The 20,247-nt window shown below is 47.2% G+C and carries 18 protein-coding genes; 11 read left to right on the top strand and 7 right to left on the bottom strand.

Translation table 11 applies throughout. The annotated features are described in order from the left end of the window. The first annotated feature begins 12 nt into the window (after positions 1-12). Positions 13-1,299 (top strand): MFS transporter, encoded by a 1,287-nt coding sequence (locus FS628_RS25335; protein WP_186327963.1) that lies wholly within the window; start codon positions 13-15, stop codon positions 1,297-1,299. Positions 1,300-1,339: 40 nt separating this feature from the next. On the opposite strand, the gene FS628_RS25340 is transcribed toward FS628_RS25335, so the two are convergent. Continuing rightward, the gene (locus FS628_RS25340; RefSeq protein WP_260871185.1) at positions 1,340-2,392 is read right to left on the bottom strand and encodes an oxidoreductase; all 1,053 of its coding nucleotides are present in this window, start codon (positions 2,390-2,392) and stop codon (positions 1,340-1,342) included. Positions 2,393-2,557: 165 nt separating this feature from the next. Here FS628_RS25340 and FS628_RS25345 point away from each other — a divergent pair, with 165 nt between their 5' ends. Further along, entirely contained in the window at positions 2,558-3,421 is an 864-nt protein-coding gene (locus FS628_RS25345) for a LysR family transcriptional regulator (protein WP_145325729.1), read from the top strand. A 164-nt stretch (positions 3,422-3,585) separates the two neighbouring features. Here the strand turns inward: FS628_RS25345 and FS628_RS25350 are convergent, their stop codons facing one another. The 4 genes from FS628_RS25350 to FS628_RS25365 form a co-directional block, all read right to left on the bottom strand. Then, positions 3,586-5,652 (bottom strand): methyl-accepting chemotaxis protein, encoded by a 2,067-nt coding sequence (locus tag FS628_RS25350; RefSeq protein ID WP_145325730.1) that lies wholly within the window; start codon positions 5,650-5,652, stop codon positions 3,586-3,588. A gap of 232 nt (positions 5,653-5,884) precedes the next feature. Continuing rightward, entirely contained in the window at positions 5,885-6,991 is a 1,107-nt protein-coding gene (locus FS628_RS25355) for a Glu/Leu/Phe/Val family dehydrogenase (protein ID WP_145325731.1), read from the bottom strand. Between the two features lie 286 nt (positions 6,992-7,277). Then, on the bottom strand, positions 7,278-7,907 hold the full coding sequence (gene cdaS, locus FS628_RS25360; protein ID WP_145325732.1) for a sporulation-specific diadenylate cyclase CdaS: 630 nt from the start codon (positions 7,905-7,907) through the stop codon (positions 7,278-7,280). Positions 7,908-8,115: 208 nt separating this feature from the next. Then, the gene (locus FS628_RS25365) at positions 8,116-9,630 is read right to left on the bottom strand and encodes a DUF6359 domain-containing protein (protein ID WP_260871188.1); all 1,515 of its coding nucleotides are present in this window, start codon (positions 9,628-9,630) and stop codon (positions 8,116-8,118) included. Positions 9,631-10,104: 474 nt separating this feature from the next. Here FS628_RS25365 and FS628_RS31515 point away from each other — a divergent pair, with 474 nt between their 5' ends. Further along, on the top strand, positions 10,105-10,260 hold the full coding sequence (locus FS628_RS31515; RefSeq protein WP_175382069.1) for a hypothetical protein: 156 nt from the start codon (positions 10,105-10,107) through the stop codon (positions 10,258-10,260). 122 nt (positions 10,261-10,382) lie between these two features. Beyond that, the gene (locus FS628_RS25370; RefSeq protein WP_145325734.1) at positions 10,383-10,940 is read left to right on the top strand and encodes a GNAT family N-acetyltransferase; all 558 of its coding nucleotides are present in this window, start codon (positions 10,383-10,385) and stop codon (positions 10,938-10,940) included. Between the two features lie 114 nt (positions 10,941-11,054). Here FS628_RS25370 and FS628_RS25375 read toward each other — a convergent pair whose 3' ends face one another. Beyond that, positions 11,055-11,831, bottom strand: a complete 777-nt coding sequence (locus FS628_RS25375) for a Crp/Fnr family transcriptional regulator (protein WP_260871186.1) — start codon at positions 11,829-11,831, stop codon at positions 11,055-11,057. Positions 11,832-12,393: 562 nt separating this feature from the next. On the opposite strand from FS628_RS25375, the gene FS628_RS25380 reads away from it, so the two are divergent. The 6 genes from FS628_RS25380 to FS628_RS25405 all read left to right on the top strand — a co-directional run bounded on the left by FS628_RS25380 (position 12,394) and on the right by FS628_RS25405 (position 16,604). Beyond that, positions 12,394-12,825 (top strand): GAF domain-containing protein, encoded by a 432-nt coding sequence (locus FS628_RS25380; protein WP_145325735.1) that lies wholly within the window; start codon positions 12,394-12,396, stop codon positions 12,823-12,825. A 109-nt stretch (positions 12,826-12,934) separates the two neighbouring features. Beyond that, the gene (locus FS628_RS25385; protein WP_145325736.1) at positions 12,935-13,585 is read left to right on the top strand and encodes a response regulator; all 651 of its coding nucleotides are present in this window, start codon (positions 12,935-12,937) and stop codon (positions 13,583-13,585) included. Further along, positions 13,578-14,693 carry a PAS domain-containing sensor histidine kinase gene (locus FS628_RS25390; protein ID WP_145325737.1) on the top strand — a complete coding sequence of 372 codons (1,116 nt, stop codon included), beginning with the start codon at positions 13,578-13,580 and terminating at the stop codon, positions 14,691-14,693. The genes FS628_RS25385 and FS628_RS25390 overlap by 8 nt, the downstream gene beginning before the upstream one ends. 268 nt (positions 14,694-14,961) lie before the next feature. Then, on the top strand, positions 14,962-15,456 hold the full coding sequence (locus tag FS628_RS25395; protein ID WP_145325738.1) for an Lrp/AsnC family transcriptional regulator: 495 nt from the start codon (positions 14,962-14,964) through the stop codon (positions 15,454-15,456). A gap of 12 nt (positions 15,457-15,468) precedes the next feature. After that, complete coding sequence (locus tag FS628_RS25400) at positions 15,469-16,056, top strand: chromate transporter (protein ID WP_076216557.1); 588 nt, start codon at positions 15,469-15,471, stop codon at positions 16,054-16,056. A gap of 2 nt (positions 16,057-16,058) precedes the next feature. Beyond that, positions 16,059-16,604, top strand: coding sequence for a chromate transporter (locus FS628_RS25405; RefSeq protein WP_145325739.1), 546 nt, complete (start codon positions 16,059-16,061; stop codon positions 16,602-16,604). 169 nt (positions 16,605-16,773) lie between these two features. Here FS628_RS25405 and FS628_RS25410 read toward each other — a convergent pair whose 3' ends face one another. Beyond that, a complete protein-coding gene (locus FS628_RS25410; RefSeq protein WP_145325740.1) occupies positions 16,774-19,146 on the bottom strand; it encodes an Ig-like domain-containing protein in 2,373 nt (790 codons plus the stop codon). Positions 19,147-19,357: 211 nt separating this feature from the next. Here FS628_RS25410 and FS628_RS25415 point away from each other — a divergent pair, with 211 nt between their 5' ends. Further along, positions 19,358-19,963, top strand: a complete 606-nt coding sequence (locus tag FS628_RS25415) for a methyltransferase domain-containing protein (protein WP_145325741.1) — start codon at positions 19,358-19,360, stop codon at positions 19,961-19,963. The last annotated feature ends 284 nt before the right edge of the window (positions 19,964-20,247 follow it).

A 20,247-nucleotide genomic window follows, 5' to 3' on the forward strand; every position in this document is an offset into this window, starting at 1 on the left:
GGGCTGGAATTATTGTCGTTATTCAAAACCTACGCGGGTCTGAGCCGCGATATCTATTATCTCTGTTTAGCCAGAACGATTAACAGTACGGGAGATTTTGTATTCTCCCTGATTACCTTGGTGCTTACGTTGCAGATGGGCATGAATGTGGTCAGTGCAGGGATCTTTGTGTCCATGGCAGCCCTGATTAGCGGGCCCGGTGTACTTCTCGGAGGCTATTTAAGCGATCTTATGGGCAAAAAAACAATTATTGTCATCGGGCAACTGTTGTCTGCCATCATGATTATAAGCTGCTCTTTTTGGTCAGGCACCATTACCGTTGGTTATCTTCTGATTGCAGTCATGTTCTTCATCAGTATTACCCGGCCTGCTTATAATGCACTGATTATTCAACTGTGTACGGAGGAGAAAGAGCGAAAGTCTGCCTTTTCCCTCATGTATTTGGGGGCCAATCTGGGTATAGCCATCGGACCACTGATCGCCGGTTTTTTCATCAAGGATCATGTCAACATCGTCTTTATAAGTATAGGCACCGTGTTTCTGATATCTACCTTCATCATCATCAACCAGGTCAAGGTCGGTACACGCAAAGAATTGGCGTCAACAGCCAGCCCACATGCTGAACAACAACAAGAACAACAACGATCGAGCCAACCGCCTTCGCCGTTATTCAGACTACTGCTGAAAAATCCACTCGTTGCCTTTTTCATCGTCGTGTCATTTCTTAACTATTTTATCTATATGCAATACTCATTTAGCCTCCCACTCCAGATGAATCATTCATTTGGCGAGAACGGGGCAGCATATTACGGCTCTGTCATGACCATCAATGCCATTAGCGTCATTATTCTTACCACCGTGATCCTGTCCGCTACACGCAAATTAACTGCCCTAAACTCCATAGCTACAGGCGCACTCTTCTATGGAATCGGATTTGGAGCCTTGAACCTGCTCGGTTACTTCCCCCACTTTTCCATCGTCGCCTTATCCACGGTGCTGTGGACCATTGGAGAGATTCTCGTGCAGACCAATATCAATCTGTATATTGCTTCGCGTGTACCCGATACACATCAGGGGCGGTTTAATGGCTTGCTGTTATTCGTAGGTTGCCTGGGTTATACACTTAGTCCATATTTGACAGGCATTTTCATCAAAAGCATGGACATGGAAAGTGTATGGATCATTATTCTAGCTTTCAGTCTGTTCTATGCGTTGTCTATGATCATTCTCTGGTATATCGAAAAAAGCTCAACAAGAAGAAACGAAATGAAACCGCTGGATCACTCAAAAAGTATCTGAACCTCAGGGCAGCCTATTCTGCCCTTTTTTCACTTTATTTTCACACCAAAACAGGCAAATGTGCATTCGCATCATACTCAATCAATTGTTGACCCGTATGCAATCTCTGTACCAGATCAGGGTTTGAGATAAACGGTCTGCCAAAGGCAGCCAGATCTATAATTCCCTTGCCAATAGCGTGCTCCGCGATCTGAACATCCAAATTGCCCACACCGATGATGATTCCATCCCACAGACTTCGAATCCGCTCGTGAAAGGACTGCTCCCCTTCCCACGCTTTCTCATAATGATCTGTCGAGGGGTGCAAGATCGTAATTCCCGTCTCGCGGAACAAGTTCAGATATGCATCGATCATTCCAGGTTTGTCTGCCCATGCATAGGATGCATCATCATCCTTTTTCTCGGAGAATCGTACTGATATGCGATCCACACTGATCTCTTTTTTCACAGCCACAATAATATCCCGGAGAAACCGCAATCTGCCCGCATTGTCTCCTCCGTATTCGTCTGTTCTGTGGTTGGTCTTCTCATTGATAAACTGGTCGATCAGATACCCATGCGCAGCATGCAGCTCGATCCCGTCGAACCCTGCCAGAACCGAATTACGGGCGGCCGTCTGAAAATGCTGAATCGTATCCGCTATATCCTGTGCACTCATCGCTTGGGGTAACTGATACGGCTTATGCAGCTTATGCACTCTTCCCTCTGCCGCAAGGCTTGAAGGTGCCAGTGGAGCGGTTCCGATCAGGTCGGAGTGGGACAACCTGCCGACATGCCAGAGCTGAGCAATAATGGTGCCTCCATGTCTGTGAACAGCATCCGTTACCCTTTGCCAAGAAGCCGTCTGTTCATCTGTGTATAGACCGGGGATGCCATAGGTGCCTTTGCCTGCCAGATTCGGGTTAATGCCCTCGGTAATAATAAGTCCCACACCATCTCGCGCACGCTGCTCATAATATGCGACCATCTTATCCGTCACGGTCCCCTCCTGATCATCAGCAAAGCCCCGGGTCAACGGAGCCATCACAATTCGGTTCCTTAATTGCCACTGATGAATCTTCACCGGGCTCAATAATGTTGAACGTGTATTCATGTTATCCATGTCATATCCCAACTCTCTTCGTTATTAAGGATATTGTAAGTCGGCTCCGATATATCGTAAAATGATTGAAATATATAGTTGTATCTCTCATAGAGATACCTAACATCAACATCTGCGGAAGTAATTGAAGTTAATCCACGTTCAGGAGGATACAGCATGGAACTTTCCGATATCGATATTGTTCTCGCGGTAGCACGTTCAGGCAAAATCTCTCAGGCCGCCAAAGAACTGAATTACGCGCAATCCAATGTCACTACGCGCATCAAAAAACTGGAGCAGGAATATCAAATACAGCTGTTCAACCGATTTCCCAAAGGCGTTGTACTGACCTCCAAAGGAGAGCAGTTTGTTGAGTACGCCACACAGATTCACAACCTTTTGCACGATCTGAAGCAGGATATGACCGATCCAGGTGAGCCTGCTGGCACACTGAAAATTGGCATTGTGGAAACGGCGGCATCCAGCCGCTTTATGGAGATTCTGAATGAATATCAAACAACCTACCCGATGGTATCCATCTCACTCGTTAACGCCACTTCACCCAAAGTACTGCGCAAGAAAATACAGGACGATGAGATTGATGGTGCCTTTATCAGTGGGGCTTGTGTGAAGGAAGGACTGAAAGTGGAATACGAGATGCAAGACACGGTGCATATCATATCCAAACAGATGGACACACCACCCGAAAGTCTGTGCCAAGTATCTTGGGTTGTTTTCCCCGAGGGCTGCCCGTATCGTGAAATGACCGAAGAATTTTTGCAGGAAGAGGGGCTGTCCGCTCGTAATATCATCGAAGTTAGTACGATGGATAACCTGCTCAGCTGTGTGGAGTCTGGAATTGCTTTTACCATTATGCCATGCAATGTTATTCACAAAAGACCAGATCATTTCTCTGTATTCGACTTAGCCGAGCGATTCACACATACTACAACCACCTTTGTTCGCGGTGAGGATCGTTATGTCAGCAGTGCGCTTGATCAATTCGTGAAGCTGCTGAACCAGAAGTGCATTACGTTCTGATATAGGTAACATAGCACCCCCTCTTCCAACTGCTGATCTCATTGATCACTAAAAAAATTAAGAATTTATTGAACTTAGAACATAAGAAATAAAAGCAAAAGGCACTCATAATGAGTGCCTTCTGCTTTTATTTCCACTATCCACTATACATATTCAATTAACGTTTACTCCACCTTGAATCTTGCAGCCGATTCGGCCAGTTTTTGCGTCAATTGATCGATCGTGTCGACCATGTTCGCCAACTGCTGCACCGTTGAAGACTGCTCCATCATGGTTGCCGTTACCTCTTCAACCGAAGCAGATACCTGCTCACCTGACGCGGACAAACTGTGGGCTGACTCCAGTACGTCATCCTTGTTCTGCAACATCTCTTGCATCTGTGCTGCCATCGTGGCGATTTGTTGATTGATTACCGTTACTTTCTCCAGAATCATATCGAACGCCTGACGAGTCTGCAAGACAAGCTCATCCTGTCTGGACGAGATGGTGTGAATTTCCGCAACACTTTGGTTGTTCTCGGCTACATCGGCCAGATTCTGCTCGATGATGCTGGAGATTTCCTTGGACTGGCGGGAACTCTGCTCTGCCAGATTGCGAATCTCTTCGGCTACAACTGCAAATCCTCTGCCATGTTCTCCTGCCCGTGATGCTTCAATGGAAGCATTCAATGCAAGCAGATTGGTCTGCTTGGCAATCTGGCTGATGGCTTCGGTGATCTGACTAATACTGCCCGAACTCGTTTGAAGTTTGACCGTAATCTCCGAGATTTTCTCGACTTCCCGTTCGTTCACCTCATTAATACGCATCAATTCATTGACGACTTCATTCCCGTTATGGAACACAGATTCGATCTCATCTGCTCTCGCCTTCACATCCTGGGCACTGCTGTTCATGGCAGCCACTTTATCGCCGAAGCTGTTGAATTTGCCTGCAATCTGCTCGGTATCTTCGGATTGGGCCTCCATCGCCTTCGCGATCCCCATGGACGTCGCGGACGTCTCATCAATGGATCTCGCCGTCTGTCTGGATGTTTCCTCTAGCTCCTGAGTACTGGCTTGAAGAACATGGATCGAACTATTCATATCGGTAATCAGGTTTCTGTTCTGCTCCACCATACCATTGAAGCTCTCCGCCAGATCCTTGAATTCACTGTTATATCTACCATTGGCCTTGACGGTCAGATTCCCTTGAGCAAGCTGTTGGAACAGCTCGATCAGACGAACAATAGGTCTCGTAATACTACGAGAGATCAATAGTCCTACGCCAATAGCCAGAGCAATTCCGATCAATGTCACGATAACCATCTGGCGCTGCATATCCTCTAATGGACGTTTGATATCATCATAATCGTCAATAATGACCACGGAGAGATCTGCGTCAGGAATCTGATTAACACGGTAGTAGATATCATCTCGATCCATCGAAGTGATTTTCATTTTATCGGTGGCTCTGTCCGCCATAAGTTCCATGGCTTCCTTGTCTTCTGCAAGTGTCTGTCCCACAACCGAAGGGTCCATTGAGTCGAACATGATAATGCCGCTTCGACTCAGCACTTCAACTCTGCCTTGACCATTAATTTTAATGTCTCCCAGTTGCCCCAGGAAAAAGCTGCTGTCCACCGACATGGCGAACACACCCAGTACATTCCCCTGTTCATCGGTGATGGGCTGCGAGAATACAATAATGAGCTTCTTGCTAGTCTTAGAGACAACCGCGTCACTGATAAAGGATTTCCCCTGTATGGACTCCTTAAAATATTCCCGATCTCCCCGTGACTGCCCAATGACTTCCGGCATGGTTCCCGCAACCATGGTTCCTTCCTTGTCAAACACGAACAAGTCCGGCTTGGTGCCTACCGTGTCGGATATACTGTCGGTGAGAATCGTATTCGCTCTGTTGAAATATGGATTCTCATCTGTAAAAAAGGTTTCATCTGTCATTTCGTTCGTATTACGCAACTGTAAGAGTTCTTTGAACGTGTTATGTACAGATATCGCATGACTCATCTGTTGCTGAAGCTGCATCGCTGTCCAAAGCCCTTCCCCAAGGCGGTCAGCCATCACATTAATCTCATCCTTGCTTTTCCTGACCACAACATCAGATGAAATCATATAACTTGTGGTCGTTGCACCGAGCAGAACCAGAACGACCAATACACTGATCATGATCGGCAGCTTGATCTTAAGCGACACATTTTTAAGCCTATGCCCTACCCCTTGTCTTTTCCCCATTTTCCACTTCTCCCCGCTTCCCTGAACCATCTCCATCTGAACGATGTAAATACATTATCGGAAAAATTCATAGCGAAATTGATCAATTAGGGAGATATTGCCACTGTTTTTCTTTGTTATGTTCTGACAGTGGACAAAAAAACTGCCTGTCAGATCGACAACATCCAATTTCGGAATGGATTTGCCGATACCTAACAGACAGTTTTCAGATTATAAGATGAATGGATTACGATTACTTGCGCAATCTCCGGGAACTCAGCGCGTGATGACCATTTTGCAGGAATGTGCTGCGCGTATTCTTCATCTGTTCGATCCGCCGCTCGGCCAGACGATCTGCGGCAACATAGGTTGCGATCCCCTCCGTGCGCGAGCTTTCGAATATTTTCTCCAGATTGGTGTAGATCTCTCCGATCTTGCTCCACGCCCGATCTGCATTATAACCGTTCAGCTCATCTGCGATATTAATCACGCCTCCCGCATTGATAACATAGTCAGGTGCGTATACGATGCCCATATCATATAATTGATCTCCATGACGGGTCTCCAATAGCTGATTATTGGCACAGCCCGCTACCACCTTCGCCTTGAGCGTCTTGAGCGTATCATCATTAATCGTGCCACCGAGCGCACATGGTGCATAGATATCACACTCCACACTGGTGATGTCTGCGGGATCAACTGCGGTCGCGCCGAAGCGATCCACAGCCTGCTTGACCGATTCCTTATGGATATCCGTAACGATCAGACGTGCACCTTCCTCATACAGATATTTACACAGATGCATCGCGACATTGCCCACACCTTGGACCGCAATCGTTTTGCCTTCCAGCATATCTGTACCAAATGCCTCTTTGGCTGCTGCCTTAATCCCCCGATATACACCCCAAGCCGTTGCAGGCGATGGATTACCGGATGAACCATAGCTCGCCGAGATGCCTGTCACATAATCGGTTTCCTGATAGATCAGATTCATATCCTCTTCCGTCGTTCCCACATCTTCGGCCGTGATATAACGTCCGTTCAAGCCTTGAATGTATCGGCCAAAAGCCCGAAACATCGCTTCATTTTTATCACGCCTTGGATCTCCGATAATGACGGTTTTGCCACCGCCCAGATTGAGGCCAGATACCGCATTCTTATATGTCATACCACGGGCAAGGCGCAGGGCATCTTCAATGGCTGCTTCTTCTGAAGCGTATGTCCACATCCGCGTTCCTCCCAGCGCAGGGCCGAGTGTTGTGTCATGTATGGCGATAATTGCTTTTAACCCTGAATTTCGATCCTGGCACAGAACCAGTTCCTCATAATCGTGATGCTCCATTGCTTCAAACCAACTCATGTGCTATCCGTCTCCTCCAACCATTTTTGCGATCCAATCGCATTGTTCTCTATTTATTTACCATCCTCTATTGTACCCACGAATACCCATTTTGTGCAAAATCACATCGCAATGTTAGAGAAGCAACGGTCAATGTTTCTCATATGGCGGGAGCAAAGCTGTCGAATTTCAGATTATAATTTTATCGTCTATCAATAGAAAAACCTCTCTCCCTTACAGGAGAAAGGTACACTTCCCTCAACTGCATCAACGTAATCGTCCGAGGAATCCAATGAATCGTTCACATTCAAGATAGCGTCTCAACCACATTAATCGGATGCAGATCTCCATCCACCGCAAATGAGGCCTGTCCCGTCTCTTCGGAGACAACCAGTACAACGGCATCCGTCAATTCACTTAATCCAAGCGCAGCCCGATGACGGGTGCCTATTTTTCGTTCATGCACTTCCGCCTGCGATAAAGGTAACACATTACCAGCGGATACAATCTGATTGCCACGAATGAGAACAGCCCCATCATGCAGAGGTGCACCGGGAATAAACAGCGATTCCAGCAACGCATGCGTCACTCTTGCATCCACAGCCACGCCTGAGTGAATGATCGACTCCAACGGAACTTCCCGTTCAATCACAATCAGCGCACCATATCTCCGGTCAGACAGATGCTGTACGCTCGATGTTAATTCGGCAAACTTCTCGGTAAAGGGTGACAGATAACAATCCAGATAAAAAGAAGAGGCGAGCACCTCAATCTGCTTAATCTCCGCTCGAATCTCTGCAAACTGCCCCAACAGACAGACACTATCATTGTCAAAACGGGATAACGTCATGTTCATTCGATCCGCCACGCGATGCAGATCTGCCTTGAGCTTCTGCTTCATTGAGGAACTGTCACAGTCTGCTTGCTGAGTCATCATTCGCCGCCTCCTCTGGTTGGGTTGGGCTTCACGCCGCATCATTAGTACCCATACCTTCCCCTCCAGAGCAGTTATTTATGCAATGGCAGGGCTGCAGGAACTGATCATCGTCGTGATTGTAACGGGTATAGCAAGCAAAAAGAGCCTGTCCGCAAACCTTCACGGTCAGACCCTATTCGCATGATGATTGATGTCCTGTTTATTTCACTTATTGCGCTTTGCCGTATGAACCTGTCTTAAATGTAGTCGGGTCATACCATTTGTAGCCTGCCGCGGGTGCAGCCCATGGCTCAAGTTGCGGCTCGGTGGACGCAGCTGGAGCTTCGATAGGAAGCAGGCTTGTTGCCGTATCCAATGTCAGTCCAGGCACTTGTGCCAGACTGGTATAACTCTCTTTGACTGCGAGCCATTTCACGGTATTCACGAGGAAAGTAGCATCATCCACTTCTTTGAATCCATCATAGGTTTTCTTGGTAGCGCCAGTCTCTTCGCGCAAATATTTCGGAGTAGCATCTTCCACAGGAGAAGAGTCGCCGATAAATGCAGCTTTGCCCGCACCAATCTTCGCAATGGCAGCATAGGCACCTTCAGCTCGTCCACCACCATTGTATACGCCCTGATCCACGGCATTGCCCCACTTGGACACGCCACTTGGTACGTACACCAATCCTTTGGCCTTATTCGGGTCCATAATTGCAATGGTTGATCCCGCATGCATGGCTACTGAATTAACACCAGTGGTAATGCCGAAGGATTGTGCTGGTGCAACGATATCCGATGCGTTCACATCGCCGAGGGCATTATAGCGGAAACGAACACCAAAGTTAGTCGCGAGCCAGTCTGAGCTAATCACACCTTGCATGGCAGGTGATTCCGCTTCGGCCGAAGACATGCCTTTGGCTGGATTCAGGAAGGCACCGCGGCGATAGCCGTTGAATACTTCGGAAGAATCCCAGCGGTTTTTGTTGCGGTCTGCATTATAGTGGTCGGAGATGAAGAAGATACTTCCTCCGTTCTGTACATACTGCACCAGCGCAGCCTGCTCAGTCGCTTTGAACGGCACGTTGGCTTCGCCAATGACGAAGACGTGGTAATCTTTCAATTTATTATAGGTGATGGCTTGCTCACCAAATGTATACGGGATACTGCGTTCCAGCTGATCCACGGCAAAGCCTGCGTTTCGCAAACCGTTGGCAAAATCCGAAAATGCCCCGTCGATAATCCAGTCGGCAGCACCTGCTGTCTGGGCGTGGGTATTATCGAACAATACTTTCTTGCCGGTACCGTCCGGCAGTGTTGTGCCCGGGTTCGGTTCTGGATCAGGATTGGTTGTTCCGGAGGAAAGCGTGATGGAAGTTGGACTTTTGACTCCTGCATAGCTGTTGTAGGCACCCAAGGTTCCCGTTACGATGATCTTTTTGCCTACAAGACTGGGGTTGGACGCCAATCCAAATTGCGAACGGAAAGATGAGGGAATCTGTACATCCAATAATCTGGCGTTGGTTCGCTCTGATGCTGAATCTGCAATCAGGACATTGAAATCATTGGCATACGGAGATGTAAACTTCGCGGTAAGTGACCCGGTAGCATGTCCAACAATGATCCCTTCAACCGTTGCCGTTCCTCCACCGCTCTGGGCAGCGATGGCCTGAGATACCGTAAGTGGTGCTGCAGCTTGTACCGGACTCTGTGAACCCGGCCCCAGCAATGCGGTTGCCATCATGATAAAGACGAGGAATGCCCCGATCCAGTGCTGCCATAACGCCTTCTTCATATTCCCTTTCTCCTCCTCCAAATTACCTGATAATGGGTTGTCCTCCTTTAATTTAATGGTTCATATGATGAATTCCTCTTTCTTTTTGTAAAGTTTATGAAAAAGTTTAGAAGTTGAGTCTATTGGCCCATACTGATGATCATACCTTCACATTCACCACCGAGATTCACCATTTCCTGCTGAATGGCTGGTTCCTGTATCCGGCTGCATATCTGGGTTTATACATTCCCTATATGCTGTGGATGAGCCTTTTTTCTGAAAAAAGTTAAATTCATTACGGACTTGGGATTGCATTTTGCCATCGTTCATTGCATAATGAGTATATAGCTGTGATAATGATTATCATTATTGAACTTGTCTCTATGTACCTGTCTACTTGTATATGATTTTACGATTTTATAGATAAAGGGGAACGAACATCGAATGAATACAACTCTGCAAAAAGCTGATCTGCAGCTTGACGATTATTTGGATCTTCTGAACCTGGCAACCAATCTGGGTGATACGAAATGGCAAAAGGAAATTATTCGCAAGCTGGCGTATACGTATCCCGCTGTTCAATGTAAACAACCACAATAGCATTCGACATACATCATAGATACACAGCATAGCTCATGACCGATTCCTTCGTTGAATCCGTTATGGGCTATTTTGTTGTACAATGTACAGTAAATTAATCCAACGTGAAGGAGTGAATAACGATGCAATTGGAGACCGACAGACTGATCATCCGAGAGATTCGGGAGACGGACTGGGAGAGAATTCATGCCTATACCTCCATGACGGAAGTTACACAGCATACAGCATGGGGTCCAAACACCGAAGAGGACACACGAGCATACGTACAAGATGTAATGCATTCACAACAGGCACAACCAAGAGAGGGTTTTGAACTTGCGATATGTCTGAAAAGTGACGGGGCTCTCCTTGGCGGAGTGGGTATTCACGTTATGGAGAAAACCAATGCAGAGATCGGTTACGTCCTCCATCCCGCTTATCAAGGAAAAGGTTATGCCACCGAGGCAGCACTCGCTATACTCGGTTTTGGTTTCAATGAACTGGGTATTCATCGGATTTACGCCAAATGTCGCCCGCACAACACGGCTTCGGAGAATGTCATGAAGAAGATTGGCATGCAGCGAGAAGGGCTATTACGCGAGCACTGGTTCTACAAAGGTTCCTTTCATGACTCGGTTCTCTATTCGATTCTCGCCAGGGAGTATGGCGCGGCCAATGGAGACCCAATGCTACATATGTAATTTCCCGCATACATCGAAAAAGCTGACACCGATTATACGGATGCCAGCTCTTTTTATTATTCTCCGTAACGACCCCAATCGCCAATGGAGGTAAAACCCCGGAACAAGCTATTTTTACAACCGGCACAGCTCTACTGGGCAGCTTGGGAACGTCGGACATCCACACATGCAGCGCAGGGCTGCCAGATCCCGAATCATCAGTTTGCCATCCATCATATCCAGCGTACCTTGTTCTTTCCATGCTCCCAGCATCCGCGTTACACTCTCCCGGGTAGCTCCGATCATCTCGGCAAGCTCGGTATGGTTCAACTTCATGTCCAGCACGATGCCATCCGGTGTAACCTTGCCATACGAGTTGCTGGCACGGATCAGTGTCGAAGCTAGGGCCCCCGCCTTGCCATAGAGCAGCAAATCACGGAATCTCGACTGGGTAATCCGCTGCGACAGTGCCATCCATTGCAAGAATTTCAAAGCAAGATCGCCATGTTTGCTGAGTATACTTTCCAGATCGCCAAGCGAGATAATGGCCAGTTCCCCTTTTTCCGCCATCTCTGCACTATAGCTATGATTCAGTCCGCCGATGCCGCCGAACTCACCGATGAGATCGCCGCTTTGCTGAATCGATAGGATAATTTCCTTGCCATCCTCCGTCGACTTGGTCATTTTCACTCGTCCCGAACGAATGTAGTACAGATATCCGGCTTCATCGCCTTCGAGAAAGAGACTATACCCCGACTTTACCCGTTTGGGTTGCATTTTCGCTTCAATCAGGTCCCATTGCTCAGGTGTAACGAACGAAAGGATTCCGCCTGTTTCTCGTGTCATTTTGCCCGCCTCCGTTTGTTTCTGCTCTGTTCTTTGGGTTGTTCTTTCCACAAATACTGTACCCATAACCTTCGTCCCCCTCGGTGATTCCTTATGTATACATCATATCGCGAAAGTAGCGTCAGGGTTATCGGGGGATTACCTGATCATTAACGAGAAACTCCCTGAATTTGCTGTGAGAAAAGTCACATTTCACCGATATGCCTCATCCTTCGCATTTCTTCAATCCCTTGGTGTACCTGATTCAGGAGTCCTTCACTGCCCAGGTTCAGTAAATTATAGAACGGAAATAGGGGTTTTCCCTGAATTACAATGTACGACAAAGGGTCTACAATAGAACTAACATCGTAATACCCTTACTTTAAGATGATCCTGTTCAAAAAGAGCGGTTTTCAGTACCGAGAAGATGGGATGAAGCTAGAAATGGAGTAGCGGAGCGTAGGGAAAACTACGTGAGCAACGGACATTTCGGCTGAATTCCATATTCGATGCTGATGATGCCGATAGGCATCCTTCGTAATCAAAGGTGGACTTTTTGAACTACCTCTTTAAGATGATCCTGTCCAAAGGTTAATGATAATAATCTCACGTTACGTACGTTATAATTCGAAAAAGGAAGTGTCCTCTCATGCATGATGAACTGCCATCTGGCATTCAGGAGATGATCGACGGCCTGCGCCTGAATACATCCAGCGACTTCTGCGGGCTTGCCTGTCTGAACGGGACAATGCTACGCTGGAAGTATACCTCTGGGGCTAGTAATGAACGGGTGAAACGCATAGAAATGCGTCCCGGACAAGATCTGGTAGGTACAGCCCTTCGGACTGGGCGCACAGCCCGATCTGATGCACAATCCACCGGGGAGCATACACCCGGTCGCTGCCCGTTAATGCTTGCTGAGCGGCTGGTAAGTGCCATAGCGGTACCTGTGTTTCAGGAAGGAAGCGTGCCTGGGGCCGTGCTGCTCGTTGGCACCAGACTGCCTTGTACCTTTTCACCGAATATGATCCTGCAGACCGAACAAGTCGCTCTGCATCTGGAGCCGCACGTATATGGATAAAAAGATGAACAAGAGCGTGAGAGAAGCTATTCGGAGATTTAAGCTCTGAATGGCTTCTTTTTTTGTTATGATATAGATAGAACAGTGGAAGCGGACAGGGGGAAATGATGTGATTCAACTATTAGTTGTAGACGACCATGTTGTCGTGCGCTCCGGGCTGATCGCCTTACTGGAAGGAAAGAATGATATACATATCGTTGGAGATGCCGCTGACGGCGACGAAGCCATTGCCAAGGCCCAAGAATTGAAGCCAGATGTCGTCTTGATGGATTTTAGCATGCCGCCAGGCAAAGACGGCCTGACGGCTACCGCTGAATTGAAGAAATTAATGCCGGATCTCGCGATCCTGATTCTAACCATGCATGATGATGAGGAGTACCTCTTCCGAGCGATTCATGCCGGAGCTTCCGGTTACATCCTCAAGAGCGCGCCGCACGAAGAATTGCTGGCCGCTATACGCTCTGTGGCAGATGGCAGTGCTTACTTGTACCCGAGTGCGACCAAACGGTTGATGAGTGAGTATCTGGACAAAGCCAAACAGGAAAACGCCGGTCCCTATGACACACTTTCCGAGCGGGAGAAGGAAATTCTGTCCTGGATTGCCAAAGGATACGCAAATAAGGAAATCGCCGAACATCTGATCATCAGTGTCAAGACGGTCGAATCCCACAAAAGTAATCTGATGGAGAAGCTTGGCCTGCGTACACGACCGGAACTGGTGAAGTTCGCCATGAAAAAGGGGTTGCTGAACTTTGAGTAGTGCACGCAAGAACAGACTAAGTGGACTCGCAGACCAGCCTGTACGCCTCCTGCTGAACGAGATTGACAATCACATTACCGATAATGAATTTCGCAGCAGATTGAAGGGTTCCCTGCATCAACTGAGTGATCTGAAATTCGCTCTGGATGAGTCCTCCATTGTTGCCCTCACGGACCGCAAAGGAAAAATTCAATATGTGAATGATAAATTCTGTGAGATCTCGCAGTATGAACGCGAGGAACTGATTGGTAAGGATCATCGAATCATTAATTCCGGATACCATGGCAAAAACTTTATGAAAAACCTGTGGGACACGATATCCTCAGGTAAGGTATGGAACGGGGAGATTCGTAATCGGGCCAGAGATGGCAGTTATTATTGGGTCAACACCACCATCGTTCCTTTTCTCGATAACGATGGCGAGCCATATCAATATCTGGCTGTACGTAGTGAGGTAACCAAGCTGAAATCTGTCGAAGGCGAATTGCAGAAGATGATGTCCCAAGTGATGAACATTCAGGAAGAGGAACGACGCCGGATCTCGCGTGAACTGCATGACGGGATCGGACAGAGTCTCTTCTCTCTGGTTATCCAGATGGACCGGCTACTGGCAGATCAGCCTCAACCGGGCGTCGAAGCACTGCGTAAGCAGGTCACGGGCATCATGGAAGATGTGCGCGGTATGGCATGGGAACTAAGGCCATCCGTTCTGGATGACCTCGGCGTTGTCCCGGCAATTCGAACTTACATTGAGAATTATACCCGTCACTACGGGATCGAAGTCGATCTGGAATGTAACTTGCGCAAGCGACTGGAGATGAACCGGGAGATTGCCATATACCGGATTATCCAGGAAGCCTTAACGAATGTCGCGAAGTATGCCGATGTTGCTGAGGCACGTGTTACTGTAGAAGATGCGGAAGACATGACGATGGTTATTATTGAAGACCAGGGCGCTGGATTCAGCGAAGCAACCGCTGGCAATGGTGTTGGATTGTTCAGCATGGAAGAGCGTGCCCGTGGAGCAGGCGGAACGTTGAGAGTTTCTTCCGAGCCTGGCGAAGGAACCACCGTCACCCTTTTCCTGCCCAAGATCGCACAAGCATAATCAGACATGCCTCGTATCGTACTTTGCGCTTCACTCCAGCTTATCTATTATTTAACGGCTGCTCGCTATTGGACTGTGCGAGTGGTCTTTTTATTTCCGATTGGTCAAAATGACAAAATGAAAGCTCAAAATCGGTTAAATTCAATAATCATGATAAATAGATTGACTCCAGTTACGATTCGTCATTAAACTATGAATGCCACATACACATTGTATGATTAGTAAAATTTCAATTCATTTCATATAGCGAGAGAAAAGGATGGTCAACATGTCAGAGAAACGCTCCTCCAAGGGAGGGGAAATTCCACAAATGTACAATCTGGACGAGATGGATCGCAAAATCATCGCCGCGCTTCACCATAACAGCCGAATATCCTATACGGATCTGGGTACACAGATCGGGTTGTCACGTGTAGCAGTCCAGGCGCGCATTAATGCTTTATCTGAAAAAGGAATTATCGAACGCTTCACCGTGGTCATTAACCCTGGCAAGGTTGGGCTTCAGGTCTCCGCCTTTTTCAATGTCGATGTTGAACCGCCCTTCCTGGATGAAGTCGCGGATAAACTGGACGAAGAACCGGCCGTCACCAGCCTCTATCATATGACAGGCCCGAGTACCCTGCACATGCACGGTATTTTTGCGGATATGGAAGAGATGGAGCAGTTCTTGCTCGAGAAGCTATATAAGATGCCAGGCATCGTCAAAGTCGAATCACAGCTGTTGTTGAAACGCTATAAAAGCCGGATGGGCATGAGACTCTAGGAGGAAATCAGCATGGGTTGGAAAGATTACAAAGGTCTCGTGATCGGAATGGTCCGAACCGGGATTCTCGGATATGGCGGTGGACCTTCGGTTATTCCATTGATCCGTTATGAAGCTGTTACGCGTTACAAATGGGTCAGTGATGAGGAGTTCGGCGAGATTCTGGCTATCGCTAATGCCCTGCCCGGGCCTATTGCGACCAAGATGGCCGCATATCTGGGATACAAAACCAAAGGTGTACTTGGCGCGATTGTGTCCGTACTCGCTCACATTTTACCGACAAGCATCGCTATCATTGCTCTGCTCGGTTCCATGTACGCACTGCGCGAGTCGAAAGTGGTAGCAGGCATGGTAGCCGCCGTAAGGCCGGTTATTTTTGTCATGCTGGGTATGATGGCTTATGAATTCGCCATGAAAGCCTGGAAGGGACTCGGCAAGGTTTTTGCCGCCCTGTTTGGCGTAATTGCCTTTGTACTATTACAGCTGCTGGATATCCATCCGGGGATTGTGATCGCGGTTTTCCTTGGATACGGTGTCTTCCATCTGGATCTAGTCCAGCGCTTCAAGTCCAAAGGCGAGTCCGATAAGGGGGTGTCCTAAGGATGCTCCAGACCTGGTGGGAGTTATTTTGGGGATTTTTCGTAGCGAACATCTTGGGATATGGGGGCGGTCCGGCTTCCATTCCACTTATGCAGGAAGAGATTGTGAACCACTACCAATGGATGACCACCGAGCAATTCGGTGATGTACTGGCGATTGGTAACGCCCTTCCCGGCCCGATTGCAACCAAAATTGCTGCATTTGTCGGGTATCACGTGGCAGGCTGGTTTGGGGCATTTATCGCAAGCTTTGCTACAATCGTACCTTCCGCAACCGCATTAATTATATTACTTCGTCTATTAAACAAACATCGTACTTCACCGAAAGTCAAAGGCATGACCCTGCTCGTGCAGCCTGTTATCGCTGTACTCATGATCCTGCTTACATGGGAATTCGGTCAGCTATCTACCAATTCCATCGGCATCTGGCAGACGTTGATCATTGCAGCCATCTCGCTCTGGGTCATGACCAAGACCAAGCTGCATCCGGCCATTCTGATCGTGATCGCTTTTGCCTATGGTGCACTGGTACTGTCGCACACGATGTAATTTAAACGTTACAGAATCAATGATTATACACCTGCTGTAGGTGTATGCAGAGGTTCTGGACGTTTCTTTTTTTACATTAGTTTATATACAAAAAAACGGTGATACCCGCTATTAAGCTGGCATCACCGTTTATTATATTTCACCTTTTACGTAGCATTGGGAGACCCAATTACTTCGCTTCAACCACTACCGTCACTTTGGTTTTCACACCTGCAAATGTTACTGTAATCGTTGCTTTACCTTTGCCATTTGCCTGAATGATGCCGTCTTTCACCGATGCTGTCGCAATACGGGAAGACTTCCAGAGAGCCGGTTTGGACACATTAGCTTCACTGCCATCAGCATACGTTGCAGTTGCCGCTATAGTTACCTTTTCACCAGGTTTCATGGTCAACGTTACTTTATCCGTCTGCAAATATTTCAGTGTATCCACATCTACCGCAATGGTTACAGACTTGCTGCCGTATTTTGCTGTAATTTTAGCTTTACCTGAACCTATAGCTTTGACTTTACCTTTGGTTACCTGAGCTACTTTGTAGCTGTTGGTTTTCCATTCAGCTTTGTCCGTAACATCACGCTCACTACCGTCGCTTAAGAAAGCAGTTACCGTCAGATCAGCTGTATCACCTGATTTCAGGGAAAGAGCCGGTTCGGAAGCTTCAATACGTGAGATGACATCCACTTCAACCTGAATGGTCACTTTTTTGGAGCCGTATTCTGCCGTGATATTGGCTTTACCACTGCTGTTACCCGTGATCACACCTTTTTTCACATCAGCTACACGTGAGTTGCTTGATTTCCAGGTTGCTTCGGATGTTACATCCAGCGTGTTCCCGTCTTCATCCGTACCTGTTAGAAGGATATTTTGTGTTTCTTTGGCGGACAGAACAACGAAGTTCATATCTGCTTCCAGTCCACTAGCCATACCTACTTCAACAGGCAGAGTCAGCGTTTTGCCTTCAATCTTCGCTGTAATGGTCGCTTTACCTGTAGCAACACCTGTGATAACCCCTTTACTATCTACCTCAGCGATTTTGTCACTGCTGCTGCTCCAGGTTGCATCTTCGGATACATCCTTGGACGTTTCACCGTACAACGCCAGTACTTTGGCATTGGTTGTTCCTCCAACGGTTACAGAAGCTTTTTTCTTGTCCATCTCATACTTGTCTGCTACGTCTACATTCACTGTGAATTTAGCCGTTTTACCGCCATAAGTTACAGTGATCGTAGCTGTACCGGATTTGTATGCGATCAGATCGCCGTTGGATACATATACAACATCTGCATTGCTTGAAGTCCATGTTGCTTTGGAAGTTACAACTTCTGTGCTTCCATCAATATACTCTGCATTGGCTACCAATGTCTTGGACTTGTTATCACCCGTAACACTCATGGCGAGCTTGTCATTCACATCTTTGATATCCAGATATCTTGCCGTATCTACATCCACAGCAATTTCTACTGTTTTGCCACTATAAGTGGCTTTGATCGTTGTCGAACCTGCACTAATGGCTGTGATCTGTCCCTTGAATACCGTTGCAACCTTCTCGTTGCTGGATGTCCATGTCGCCTGATCAGTTACATTCACATCGCTGCTGTTCGGATATGAAGCCGTTACAACGACATTAGCTGTTTTGGTTGTCTCACTCAAACGGAAGAAAATACTTTGTTTCTCCACACTCAGTTTACTGGTCAGATCCACATCCACGTCAACGGATACTGATTTCGTACCGTATTTGGCTGTGATCTTGGCAGAACCTGCCGAGTATCCTGTAATTTCACCTTTAAGAACGTCTGCAACCTTCTCGTTGCTGGATGTCCACTCCGCCAGATCGGTTACATCTTTGGTTGTGCCATCTGGATATGTGGCTGTTACTTTCACACTTTCACTCTTGTTCAACAATAGATTAACTTGCTGTTTATCTACATCTACACGCTTAACCACTTCAACGTTAACATCCACCGTCACGCTTTGGCTGCCAACTTTGGCTGTGATCACAGCTGTACCTGCGCTTTGTCCAGTTACTTTACCATTCACAACGGTAGCAACCTTCTCATCACTGGTAGACCATTCTGCAGTCTCGGATGCCTTTTCACTTGTGGTATTGTCACTATATGTTGCTGTCAAAACGATATCTTTCGTATCTCCCGTACGCAAATCCAGACTTTGCACGTTTTTCGAAAGGGCTTTGACCTTCTTCGTTACTTTCACTTGAACGGTCTGAGTTTGGCCCTGATACGCTGCTGTAATCGTTGCTGTACCTTCTTCTTTGGCCGTAATCGCGCCATTATATACAGTTGCTATTGAAGTATGACTGCTACTCCAGGATGAACTGATCGTTACGTTTGTCGACGTATTATCAGAATATACCCCTGTTACCGTAACAGACCCGGAATCACCAACTTCGAGCGACATCTCATTCTTGGAAACCACAATTTTGGACAGTTCTTTATCTGCCGCAGCGGCCAAGCCTACGTTGGATATACTCAGCATCAACACCAGCATCATCACCATGTACTTGGTCAATCTTGGCTTTAACATCATTTCCCCCCGATTATCATCATTTTTTTCCTTATCTTTAATGTCGGCAAGTCCTTTCCAGATGTTTAGACTTTCAGGGAATTTTCAGGGAATTCTGTGGAAATTAATTCATTTGCTCTTCCTGTTCCAACAATTCATACCTGCAAATAATGCGCATAACCTATGTATAGTGATTGTCTTGAACTTCATTTCACAGGATCGGGGGAAGCATATGCGTCAGCCTTTTGATTACATCGGATATTGGGAGCAAACGTATCGTTCGGGTGAGACTTCTGGGAGGGGTTCATACGGGGTATTGGCCGAATTCAAGGCCGAAGTTGTGAACGGATTGATTCAACGTGAGGGTATTCATCGTGTCATTGAGTTTGGATGTGGGGATGGCAACCAGTTGCAATACATGAACTATGAGGATTACCTGGGGGTTGATGTCGCAGCCTCTTCCGTAAAACGCTGTGCTTCCCAGTTTGCCAAGGATCCGTCCAAGAGCTTCATGCTGTATACCCCAGGACTGTGGATCAACCGAGGTTTCCTGCAAGCCGATCTGACGGTCTGTCTGGATGTACTGTATCATATTACGGATGAAACAGATTTTCGCAATACCCTCTACGATGTTCTGCACTCTTCCACAGCATGGGTGGTGCTATACACGCGTTTGAAAGAAAACGGCAACCCGGGGATTGATACAATCCAGGACCGCAATCTGTTCGATTATCTATTCGACAACCCTGATTTCAAAGTTCATGAGATCATTCCGCAGCGCTATCCGGATCAATCTTCTGCCGACTTTGTCATTCTGAGACGCACGCCTTCGAAGTGAGACTTGTTCCTTTCAATAGAGCATAACAACTACCAACCTCATAACCCAACGGGATTCGCACGAGTGAGATCTTCATAGGTTAGGTTCTTCTTTCGTCTTCCTTCACTTATGTACATCATCCGCCTCTGTCTCCAATAGAAAGGATATCGTTCCTACTATTATTGGAGACAGTCACACCCGGGCAGATGATGATGGATTTTCTACTGATGCTACCACTAACTACTGACTATATAACTGATTTATGATTTTAATCGAATGCATCAACTCGAAGGCTAATAATATGA

The organism is Paenibacillus xylanexedens (genome assembly GCF_007676705.1).
GTDB lineage: Bacteria > Bacillota > Bacilli > Paenibacillales > Paenibacillaceae > Paenibacillus > Paenibacillus xylanexedens_C.

What these genes read in the sequence shown, in the direction of transcription:
- FS628_RS25340 (WP_260871185.1), bottom strand. Translation starts at nt 2,392, where the DNA reads ATGAATACACGTTCAACATTATTGAGCCCGGTGAAGATTCATCAGTGG.
- FS628_RS25345 (WP_145325729.1), top strand. Translation starts at nt 2,558, where the DNA reads ATGGAACTTTCCGATATCGATATTGTTCTCGCGGTAGCACGTTCAGGC.
- FS628_RS25350 (WP_145325730.1), bottom strand. Translation starts at nt 5,652, where the DNA reads ATGGGGAAAAGACAAGGGGTAGGGCATAGGCTTAAAAATGTGTCGCTT.
- FS628_RS25355 (WP_145325731.1), bottom strand. Translation starts at nt 6,991, where the DNA reads ATGAGTTGGTTTGAAGCAATGGAGCATCACGATTATGAGGAACTGGTT.
- cdaS (WP_145325732.1), bottom strand. Translation starts at nt 7,907, where the DNA reads ATGATGACTCAGCAAGCAGACTGTGACAGTTCCTCAATGAAGCAGAAG.
- FS628_RS25365 (WP_260871188.1), bottom strand. Translation starts at nt 9,630, where the DNA reads ATGATGGCAACCGCATTGCTGGGGCCGGGTTCACAGAGTCCGGTACAA.
- FS628_RS31515 (WP_175382069.1), top strand. Translation starts at nt 10,105, where the DNA reads ATGAATACAACTCTGCAAAAAGCTGATCTGCAGCTTGACGATTATTTG.
- FS628_RS25370 (WP_145325734.1), top strand. Translation starts at nt 10,383, where the DNA reads ATGCAATTGGAGACCGACAGACTGATCATCCGAGAGATTCGGGAGACG.
- FS628_RS25375 (WP_260871186.1), bottom strand. Translation starts at nt 11,831, where the DNA reads ATGGGTACAGTATTTGTGGAAAGAACAACCCAAAGAACAGAGCAGAAA.
- FS628_RS25380 (WP_145325735.1), top strand. Translation starts at nt 12,394, where the DNA reads ATGCATGATGAACTGCCATCTGGCATTCAGGAGATGATCGACGGCCTG.
- FS628_RS25395 (WP_145325738.1), top strand. Translation starts at nt 14,962, where the DNA reads ATGTCAGAGAAACGCTCCTCCAAGGGAGGGGAAATTCCACAAATGTAC.
- FS628_RS25400 (WP_076216557.1), top strand. Translation starts at nt 15,469, where the DNA reads ATGGGTTGGAAAGATTACAAAGGTCTCGTGATCGGAATGGTCCGAACC.
- FS628_RS25405 (WP_145325739.1), top strand. Translation starts at nt 16,059, where the DNA reads ATGCTCCAGACCTGGTGGGAGTTATTTTGGGGATTTTTCGTAGCGAAC.
- FS628_RS25410 (WP_145325740.1), bottom strand. Translation starts at nt 19,146, where the DNA reads ATGTTAAAGCCAAGATTGACCAAGTACATGGTGATGATGCTGGTGTTG.
- FS628_RS25415 (WP_145325741.1), top strand. Translation starts at nt 19,358, where the DNA reads ATGCGTCAGCCTTTTGATTACATCGGATATTGGGAGCAAACGTATCGT.